This is a genomic window from Streptomyces sp. SYSU D01066-1 (assembly GCF_054956795.1).
Window position 1 is genome coordinate 63,468 of record NZ_JBUDHV010000039.1, and the last position, 10,194, is coordinate 73,661.

Annotated in this window: 3 protein-coding genes and 2 pseudogenes; 2 read left to right on the top strand and 3 right to left on the bottom strand. The window is 68.6% G+C overall.

Features of this window, described 5'->3' with window-relative positions; genetic code table 11:
* Nucleotides 1-88: 88 nt before the first annotated feature.
* Together ACY1JF_RS27035 and ACY1JF_RS27040 are read left to right on the top strand one after the other, a co-directional pair.
* Nucleotides 89-7,423 (top strand): DNA/RNA non-specific endonuclease, encoded by a 7,335-nt coding sequence (locus tag ACY1JF_RS27035; RefSeq protein ID WP_462707872.1) that lies wholly within the window; start codon nucleotides 89-91, stop codon nucleotides 7,421-7,423.
* Nucleotides 7,371-7,958 (top strand): SMI1/KNR4 family protein, encoded by a 588-nt coding sequence (locus tag ACY1JF_RS27040; protein WP_462707873.1) that lies wholly within the window; start codon nucleotides 7,371-7,373, stop codon nucleotides 7,956-7,958. Before ACY1JF_RS27035 ends, ACY1JF_RS27040 begins: the two co-directional genes overlap by 53 nt.
* Before the next feature lie 95 nt (nucleotides 7,959-8,053).
* Here the strand turns inward: ACY1JF_RS27040 and ACY1JF_RS27045 are convergent.
* The 3 genes and pseudogenes from ACY1JF_RS27045 to ACY1JF_RS27055 form a co-directional block, all read right to left on the bottom strand.
* Nucleotides 8,054-9,359 (bottom strand): annotated as a pseudogene (locus ACY1JF_RS27045) (tyrosine-type recombinase/integrase).
* Complete coding sequence (locus ACY1JF_RS27050; protein ID WP_462707874.1) at nucleotides 9,359-9,586, bottom strand: helix-turn-helix domain-containing protein; 228 nt, start codon at nucleotides 9,584-9,586, stop codon at nucleotides 9,359-9,361. The pseudogene ACY1JF_RS27045 and the gene ACY1JF_RS27050 overlap by 1 nt, the downstream one beginning before the upstream one ends.
* Nucleotides 9,586-10,098 (bottom strand): annotated as a pseudogene (locus tag ACY1JF_RS27055) (replication initiator); the annotation flags it as partial. The gene ACY1JF_RS27050 and the pseudogene ACY1JF_RS27055, both read right to left, overlap by 1 nt.
* Nucleotides 10,099-10,194: the final 96 nt, after the last annotated feature.

The window sequence follows — 10,194 nt, forward strand, 5'->3', positions numbered from 1 at the left end:
GTGCGCGGAGGCCCGGCGCACACCCGGGCAGATCATCTGGTCCGGCTCCAAGCAGCAGCGGCCGTACGCCCTGGAGGGCGAGTGGCAGGTGGTCCTGGCCGGTCAGGACGAACTGGCCGCCACCGCGATCGAGGGCGTCGCCCTCACCGTCACCCCGCCCGCCGAGGCCACCGGCGACGCCGTGATCGCCCTGGACTACAGCGACTTCTCCGAGCTGTACGGCGCCAACTGGGCCGACCGGCTGTCGTTCGCGCAGTACCCGGCGTGCTTCCTGACCACCCCGGACACCGAGGGCTGCGCCGAGCCGTCCGAGGTCACCACCGACAACGTGGTCGAGCAGACCGGCACGGACGCCGACGGCAACCCGGTGTACGAGCGCCGCATCGAGGCGACCGTGGCCACCGAGGCGCTGGCGGCGGGCGGCACCTCGGAGGAGACGGTCTCCACGGCGGCCTCCACCACCGAGGGCACCGTCACGGACGGCGTGTACCGCACCGGGAAGTCCACCGGCGGCACCCCCCTGGCCTCCCTCGCCGCCGCGACCGCCGACGGCTCCGGCTCCTCCGTCCTGCTCGCGACCGACTCCGGCTCCGGCTCCAAGGGCGACTTCGGCGCGACTCCGCTGGTCAGCGCCGGCTCCTGGTCGGCCGGCGGCAATGCCGGCGGCTTCAGCTACTCGTACACCCTCCAGACCCCGAGCGTCCCCGGCGGCCCGTCCCCGGCGGTCTCCTTCGGCTACAACTCCCAGGTCGTGGACGGCCGTACGTCCGCCTCCAACAACCAGCCCTCCTGGATCGGTGACGGCTGGGAGTACAACGCGGGCTCCATCACCCGCACGTACACCTCCTGCCGCGACGACATGACCGACGGCAACAACAAGAAGAAGACCAGCGACCTCTGCTTCGGCTCGTACAACGCCACTCTCACCCTCGGCGGCACCACCACCGAACTGGTCCTGCCCGACAAGGCCGACCCGTACGGTGACGCCTGGGTCACCGCGAGCGGTGACGGCTCCCGCGTCGAACTGCTCAGGGACACCGGCCTCGGCAACGGCGACGCCGACGGCGAGTACTGGCGAGTCACCACCCGCGACGGCACCCAGTACTACTTCGGCAAGCACAAGCTGGACGACGACCGGGCGAGCGGCGACCCGGTGACGAACTCGGTCCTGACCGTGCCCGTCGCCGGCAACCAGTCCGGGGAGCCCTGCTACAAGGCGGACGACTTCGCGGGCTCCTTCTGCGACCAGGCATGGCGCTGGAACCTCGACTTCGTCGTCGACACCGACGGCAACGCGATGACCCTGTGGTGGGCGAAGGAGACCAACCACTACGCCAAGAACGACAAGTACAAGACGCCCGTCTCCTACGACCGCGGCGGCTACCTCAAGCGCATCGACTACGGCCTGAAGGCGGACGAGCCGTACGCGGACCCCATCTCCCGGGTCACCTTCGACGTCGACGAGCGCTGCTTCAAGGAAGGCGAGATCGCCTGCACCTCGGCGGGCGACGAGAACGACAACTTCGCCTCCGGCGACTTCGCCAAGAACCGCATCTGGTACGACACCCCGGCCGACCTGTACTGCGCCGCCGGCAAGGAGTGCTACGTCCCGGTCCCCACCTTCTGGTCGCGCAAGCGCCTGGCCCAGGTGACCACCTGGACCCAGCGCACCCAGGGCTCCACCGCCCTGTCCAAGGTGGACAGCTGGACCCTCCAGCAGTCCCTGCCCGCCGACCTCACCGACGAGGGCACCGCCCTGTGGCTGGAGTCCATCACCCGCACCGGCTACGGCACGGACTCCGAAGCCATCGCACTGAACCCGGTGCAGTTCCTCGCCAACAGCCAGCCCATGCCCAACCGGGTCAAGGAAGGGGCCGACGACCCCAACCCCGCCTTCGACCGGCTGCGCATCGCCCGGGTCGTCAGCGAGTACGGCGGCGAGACCGTCGTCACCTACAAGGCACCGACCGGCGCCTGCAAGACCGGCAGCGGCTTCCCGAAGCCCGAGGAGAACACCGGCCTGTGCTTCCCGGTGTACTGGAACGCCGACCCCGACGTGGAGACCGTCGACTGGTTCCACAAGTACGTCGTCGAGTCCGTCCAGGAACTCCCCGCCCTCACCGGCGTCGACCCGGTCACCACCACGTACGAGTATCTCGACGGCGGCGCCTGGGCGCTGAACCAGGCGGAGTTCTCCAAGAAGAAGACCCGCACCTACGACCAGTGGCGCGGCTTCGCCCGGGTCCGCACCTACACCGGCGACGACAGCGACACCCCGCTGATGTCCACCGAGCGGGGCATGACCGAGACCCGCTACTTCCGCGGCATGGACGGCGACCCGCTGCCCGGCGGCGGCGCCCGCTCGGTCACCGTCGAGGACGTCGGCACCGCCACGATCGCGGTGGACGAGGAACCGTTCGCCGGCCGCGTCGCCGAGACCCTCACCTACCCCTCGGCCACCGCCGGCGCCGACGACTGGCTGACCCGCACCGTCGACAAGCCGAAGGCCCTGCTGCTGGCCTCCCGCAGCCGCTCCGGAGGCATCCCGGACCTCAAGGCCTGGCGCATCACGGTCCCCGAGTCGCTCACCTACACCCGGTCCTCCGGCACCGGCGACGACAAGCGCACGACCCGCGTCCTCTACACGGCCACCGAGTACGACGACACCTACGGCCTGCCCGTCGAGGTGAACGAGCACAACGACTGGTCGTCCGACCCCACGAGCGACAACCCGGACGACGACACCTGCACGGTGATGTCGTACGTCCACAACACCTCCAAGCACCTCATCGGCCTGGCCAAGGAGACCCTGACCACGGCCGGGACCTGTGACGAGGCCGCCTCGGCGACCGCCGACGACCGGATCGACGGCTCGCGCGTGGCCTACGACGGCGGCGCGTACGAGGACACCCCCACCACCGGCAACGCCACCGCCACGTGGGCGATCACCGGCGACGGCGGCTGGGTGAAGGACGGCGAGGTCACCTACGACGCCTACGGCCGCACCACGGTCACCCGCAACGCCGAGGCCATCGCGGAGAAGGACGCGACGAACAAGGACGTCACCACGTACGTCCCCGCCGAGGGCCAGGTCTTCCAGATCAAGACCGCCAACGCGCTCGGCCAGGAGGAGACCACCACGGTCGAGCCCGGCCGCGGAGTCTCCCTCACCGAGGAGGACATCAACGGCCGTACCACGACGTACGAGTACGACGCCCTCGGCCGTGCCACCCGGATGTGGGCCCCCTCCCGCCCGACGTCCCAGTCCCCGTCCGCGAGGTTCACGTACGACACCACGGTCGGCCAGCCGGTCTCGGTGACCACCGAGTCCCTCACCGACGACGGTGACTACGACGTCTCCACCGTCATCTACGACGGCCTCGGCCGCGAACGCCAGAAGCAGGACCCGGCGGTCGGCGGCGGACGCCTGATCACCGACATCCTCTACAGCGCCAACGGCACCATCGCCCAGACCAACAACGCGTACTACGACACCGGCGAGCCCTCCACCGTCCTGTTCGAGCTGGCCTCGGACTTCCAGGTGCCGAACGCCACCCTCTACTCCTACGACGGCCTGGGCCGCACCCTCACCGAGACGCCGTACCTCCACGGCAAGGAGGACGAGAAGAAGGCCACCAGCTACGAGTACGGCCTCGACCACTCCACGGTCGTCAACCCCGAGGGCGCCACCGCCCAGCGCACCTGGTCCGACGCCCTGGGCCGCACGGTCCGCGTCGACACGTTCACGGACGCGCTGCGCGCCGCGCACCGCTCGACGACCTACACGTACGACGAGCGCGGCGACCAGGTGAAGGCGGAGGACTCCGAGGGCAACACCTGGAGCTGGACGTACGACGCCCGCGGCCGCCAGACCAAGGCGGTCGACCCGGACACCGGCACGACGACCACCGAGTACGACATCCTGGACCGCCCCACGCTGGTCACGGACGAGAACACCACCGTCGCCACGGTCTACGACAAGCTCTCCCGCCCCGTCGAGCAGCGCGAGGGCTCGGCCACCGGCACCCTCCTCGCCAAGACGGTCTACGACACCCTCATCGGCGGCGCCGGCCTGCCCACCTCGCAGACCCGCTACACCGACGGCCTCGCCTACACCACCGCGGTCACCGGCTACACCGCCGACTACCAGCCGACCGGCCAGGAGATCACCATCCCCGAGTCGGTCGCCATGGCCTACGGCCTGGAACCGACGTACCGCTACGGCTTCGAGTACTCGAAGACGGGCGTCCTGGAGGCGACCAACCTCCCCGCCGTGGGCGCCCTGCCCGCCGAGAAGCTGGTCGTCCGCTACAACGAGGACGGCCTGCCGGTCTCCACCTCCGGCACCGACTGGTACACCGCGGACACCTCGTACTCCCCGTACGGCCAGGTCCTGCGCACGGTCAGCGGCGAGAACCCGAACCGGGTCTGGACGACCAACCTCTTCGACGAGGCGACCGGCGAACTGACCCAGGCCATCGTGGACCGCGAGTCCACCAGCGACACCACCGCCGTCACCGGCCACCGCGTCAACGCCCGCAGTTACACCTACGACCCGGCCGGCAACGTCACCTCCATCGCCGACCGCGCGAACGGGGTCACGGACCTCCAGTGCTTCGACTACGACGCACTGGGCCAGCTCACCGAGGCGTGGACCGCACCCGCCGCGTGCAAGGCCACCGGCAAGGAGACGGCCGCCCCCAGCTACTCGGACGGCACGACCAACGTCACCGACGCCAACAGCGGCTACTGGCAGAGCTACGCGTACGACGCACTCGGCAACCGCACGAAGCTGGTCGAGCACGACCCCGGCCTGGACACCACCGCCGACGTCACCACCTCGTACACCTACGGCAAGGCGGACGGCACCCAGCCGCACACCCTGACCGGCATGTCCTCGACCTACAAGGCGGTCTCCGGCGCCCAGGTCACCGAGGCGGCGACCCTGACGTACGACGACGCGGGCAACACGGCCACCCGCACGTACGACGGCTCGGAACAGGCCCTGGCCTGGACCTGGGACGGCCAGGTCGAGAAGATCACCGGCTTCGGCGAGAACGGCGCCGGCGCCTGGCAGGGCCTGGCCGACAAGTGCCTGGACCTGTCCAGCGCGCTGACGACGGCCGGCACCCCGCTCCAGCTGTACTCCTGCAACGGCAGCAAGGCCCAGAAGTTCCGCATCGACTCGGCCTCCACGGCCGACCCGTCGACCGGCGCCCTGAAGATCCTCGGCAAGTGCGCGGTCCCGAAGGACGGCGCCACCGCGAACGGCACGGCGGTCGTCATCGCCGACTGCACGGGCGCGGCGGCCCAGCAGTGGACGGCGACCGCCACCGGGACCCTGAAGCACGTCGCGTCGGGCAAGTGCCTGGGCGTCCCGGCCTCCAACTCGGCTGACGGCACCGACCTGCAGCTGAACACCTGCGGCACCGGCGCGAACCAGCAGTGGGTGCCGGACAACGAGACGACGTACGTCTACGGCGGCGACGGCTCCCGCCTGATGGCGATCTCGGCCACCGAACGCACCCTGTACCTCGGTGAGGCGACGGTCTCGGTCAACGCGGCCGGCGCCCTCGCCTACACCGAGCGCTACTACTCCCAGGCGGGCGCCCCGACGGTGATGCGTTACGCGCAGGGCACCAGCGCCTCGTCCCTGTCCGTCCAGATCACCGACCAGAACGGCACCGCGTACGCCAACGTGGAGCTGGGGCCGGGCAACAAGGTGGGGTTCTCCAAGACCGACCCGTTCGGCGCGGAGCGCACCGAGTCCACCACCTGGCGCTCCCACCGGAGCTACGTCGGCGGCGGTGACGACGCGAGCAGCGGCCTGGTCCACCTGGGCGCCCGTGAGTACGACCCGGACACGGGCCGCTTCCTCTCCGCCGACCCGGTCCTGGACCTGGCCGACCCGGTGCAGATGAACGGGTACGTGTACTGCGAGAACAACCCGGTCACCTTCGCCGACCCGACCGGCCTGGCCTCGGAGGGCGGCACCAGCGAGTACGGCGGCCCCTCGGCCTCGGCGGAGGCCTGGGCGAAGAACCAGCTGAACACCTCCCTGGCGGACGTGATCCTCTCGGTCGGCTGGGCCGCGCTGAAGGACTTCATCGGCTGGAACGACGTGGTGGGCTGCTTCTCCCGGGGTGACCTGTGGGCGTGCGGCAGCCTGTTCATCCAGGCGATCCCGTGGGCCAAGCTGGGCAAGATCCCCTCGGTCATCAGGGCGGCGTCGCGGATCGCGAGCGCGGTCAACGCGTGGATGAAGGCCAAGGAGAAGGCCCGCAAGATCATCGAGATGGCCAAGAAGGCCCGTGAACTGGCCCGCAAGGCCAAGGAGATGAAGCGCAAGGCGGCCGAACGGGCGGCCCAGCTGCGCAAGAAGGCCAAGGAGGCGGCCACCCGCAAGGCCAAGGCAGCCGTGCGCAAGACGGGCAACGCCGTCCAGAAGATGCAGAAGGCGGTGGCGAAGAAGGCGGAGCCCAAGCCGCGGCAGACCCGGGCCAAGGACGAGTCGTCGGGCAAGACCCAGGAGTCGTCGGAATCCTCCGGCGAATCCTCCGGGGAGGGCGACAGCTGCGAGAAGCCCAACAGCTTCGCGCCGGGCACCCTCGTCCTGATGTCCGACGGCACCACCAAGCCCATCGAGGACGTGGAGAACGGCGACCAGGTCCTGGCCACCGACCCGGAAACCGGCGAGACGGCCGTGGAGACGGTCACCGCCGAAATCCTCGGCGAGGGCGTCAAGCACCTGGTCAAGGTCGAGATCACCACGGCCGACGGCACCACCGCCCAGGTCACGGCCACCGACGCCCACCCCTTCTGGGTCCCCGAACTGGGCGACTGGATCGACGCCACCGACCTCAAGCCCGGCCAGTGGCTGCGCACCAGCGCCGGCACGTACGTCCAGATCACGGCGATCGAACGGTGGACGGTACAGCAAGCGACCGTCCACAACCTGACCGTCAGCGACCTGCATACGTACTATGTGCTGGCAGGGGCCACACCGGTCCTCGTTCACAATTGCAACGCAACCTACGGGGACCTGGATCAGCATGGGCGCGCTACCGGCGTCGAGGCGATGCTCACTCCTAGTAATATCGGAGGCAAGACGAATCCTTCGGTTGACCCAGCCGGTTGGCAGAGCGGACAGGGGTACAATCGCGCGCACCTGTTGGCGGCAGTGCTGGGAGGGGTGAACAATGACAAGAGAAACTTCGTCACGATGCACGCGTATGCGAATTCTCCCGTGATGCGAGGGTTCGAGCTACAGGTTCGTGATGCCGTCAAGGCCGGTGAAAATATTTTGTACAGGGCGACGCCGATTTACTCTGGAAGTAATCCGCTTCCCTTGGGGGTTACGCTTTCTGCGCGTGGAAACGCAGGATTTTCTCTGGATGTCACGATCGTCAACAGGAAAAGGTGACCCCGAAGTGTCTGTAGCAGAGTTGGCGCGATGGGCAAACGTCTCGTACCCGAAGGCTCCGGGTGAGGTGGACTGGAGCGGCGTCCCTGTGCAGCTTCGCACCCTCCTTCCGGATGATTATCGAGAAATGATCGATACGTTCGGAGGTGGGAGTTTCGACCGGCATATCTGGATTCACTCACCCCGAAAGCAAGGGGAGCCTTACGATCTTGCGTCCTGGGCGGTTGAGCGGGAAACGGCACTGGAGCTTCTCTGGGATGCTGGGGAAGAGATCCCTCCGGAGATTGATCGGGAGAGTGACAGGCTGATTGCCTGGGCAAGCACCGGTGACGGTGAGTATATCTACTGGGTGGCGCCTAAGGAGGGCTCCTTTCCGGCCGGTCGACGAATTGCGGTCCAAGATTATGACGGGGGCTGGGAATTCTTCGATATGTCGTGTACTGAGTTTTTGCTCCGATGGGTCAATGGAGAACTCGATACGAATCTGATCTCTAGAAAATTTGCGGAGTTCGAGAACTCGTTTACTCGCTACTGAGTCTCGGTGGAGTGGGCGACCGCAAATCTGAAGCCCCGCCAGGTGCGTCCTGACGGGGCTTCTGCGTGGGGAGCCGGCAGTAGTTGACGGCAACGTCAGCGGACGAGGGCGGCGCAGGGTAGCGGCTCGTCGCCGTCGGAGCTGACCGTCTTGGTGGTCTCCGGGCTGCCGAGTGCGGTGCTGAGGGTGTCGATGGCGTCTCGCTGGAGGCGGAGTCGGACGTGGGCGTAGACGGTGGCGGTGACGCCGATGTGGGCGTGGCCGAAAAGTTCCTTGATCACGACCAGCTCAACCCCCTGCTCCAGGAGCAAGGTGGCGGTCGAGTGCCGGAGGTCGTGGAAGCGGATGCGGTGGAGGCCGGCCTTGCGGAGGAGCGTGATGAAGGCGCGGGTGAGGTTGGTCGGGTCGATCGGTCGGCCCTGCGCCGTGGTGAACACGTGCCCGTCGTGCTGCCACGTGGTGCCCGCGGCATCACGCTCGCCCTTCTGCTGCTCATGGTGGAGCTTCAGCGACTGGACGCAGCGGGTGGGAAGCGCGATGCGGCGCTCGGAGGCCCGAGTCTTGGTGGGTAGCGTGGTGGGCCCGCCTGCGGCGGTGCGCTGCAAGGTTCGGCGGATCGCGGCGGTGCCCGCATCGAGGTTGAGGTCTTCCCAGCGCCAGCCGAGGAGTTCGCCCTTGCGGAGTCCGGTGTGGAGGGCGAGTTCGAACAGCGCGTGCAGCCGGTGACCTCCTGCGGCTGTGAGGACCTGGCGGGCCTCGTCGGCGGTGAGGGGTTCGAACCGTTGGGGCCGGGGTGTGCCGGTGCGGACGTTGCGGGCGACGTTGCGCGGGATCTCCTCCTCGCGGACAGCGTGTTCCAGAGCGGACTTGAGCACGGAGCGGACGTAGGTGAGTGTCAGTAGGGAGAGCAGCTTGCGGCAACACTGCCCGACGGCACAGCAACGGGGCTCACGGGCCGTATCGATACCACGTTCGCAGCACTGGCAGGTGGTGCGGAGCTGGTTGAGGCAGGTGCGGACGTCCTTGGCGGTGAGCTTGGTGAGCTTCTTCTTGCCGAGGCCCGGGATGAGGTACCGGTGGACACAGGCGGTGTAGCGGATGTTGGGTGTTCTCGCGCAGGTAGTGGACGGCGACGTTCTCCAGCCAGTACGTCAGGTATGCGGCCAAGCTGCCCTGCGCAGAGGGGACGGGAAGGCCGCGGTTGCTGGCGGCGATCTTCTCGGTGAGCTTGGCCAGGGCGTCCTTGCGGGTGGTGCCGTAGACCCGGACGCGCTTGCGGGTGTTGCCGGGTGCGAGGACGTAACCGGCGGCTTCCCAGCGGCCGTCCTTGCGCTGGTAGACGGTTCCGTCGCCGTTGGCACGGACGCGGCGGGAGGCGGGGTTGTCGCGGGGTGTGGTCATCAGGCGGCGGCTTCCTGGTCGAGGCGGGTGCGGATGAAGTCGGCGAGCGCGTGTGTGGGGATGCGGCGGGCGCGGCCGAGGGTGATCGAGGCGAGCTGGCTGGTGCGGAGCAGGTCGTAGACGGCGGAGCGGCCGAGCTGGAGACGGGCCATGACCTGGGGAACTGTCAGCAGTTCCTCCGGCGCGCTCAGCCCCTGATGCGGCGCGGCGGGCGCATGCCCAGTCATCAGCAGTCCCCTTCCGCGATGAACCGCCGTGCCACTTCTCTGCGATGCCAGACGGCAGCTGCGAGGAGCGCCGCACCGGGGCTGTAGCCGCTGCCGAGGTAGGCCCGGTGCCCGACGACAAGGGTGGTGTCCGGGTTGCGCTCGGGGAGGCCGGCGTGGACGCGGGCCTGTTCGGTGCGCCAGGCGTGTCGGGCGGCGCGCAGCGCGCCGAGGGTGGTGGAGTAGCGGCGGGACTTGGTGGAGAAGCGGCCGCGAAAGCCGAGTATGTGCGCCCACTTCCAGAGCTTGAGGTCGGCGAACTCAGGCAGTTTGCCCAGCTCCCAGCAGGTGCGGATCATCTGCCGCATGTGCCGGGCGATGGCGAGGCGGGGCAGCGGACGGGTCTGTCCGGTGCCGTCGCAGGCGGTGCAGGGGAGCGGGGTCCCGTGGGGCAGGAGGGTGGCGCCACGTCCCTGGCAGGGGCGGCAGAACAGGGCGCGGTCGAGGGTGCCGGAGACGCCGGCGGACTTAGTGAGCGTTTGGTTCGCTGGTGTCCGTTTGGTTCGGGGTTAGGTGTCGCGCCAGTTGGTGGTGGTTTCCTGGGTGACTCGGCGGCTCATGAGGTCGAT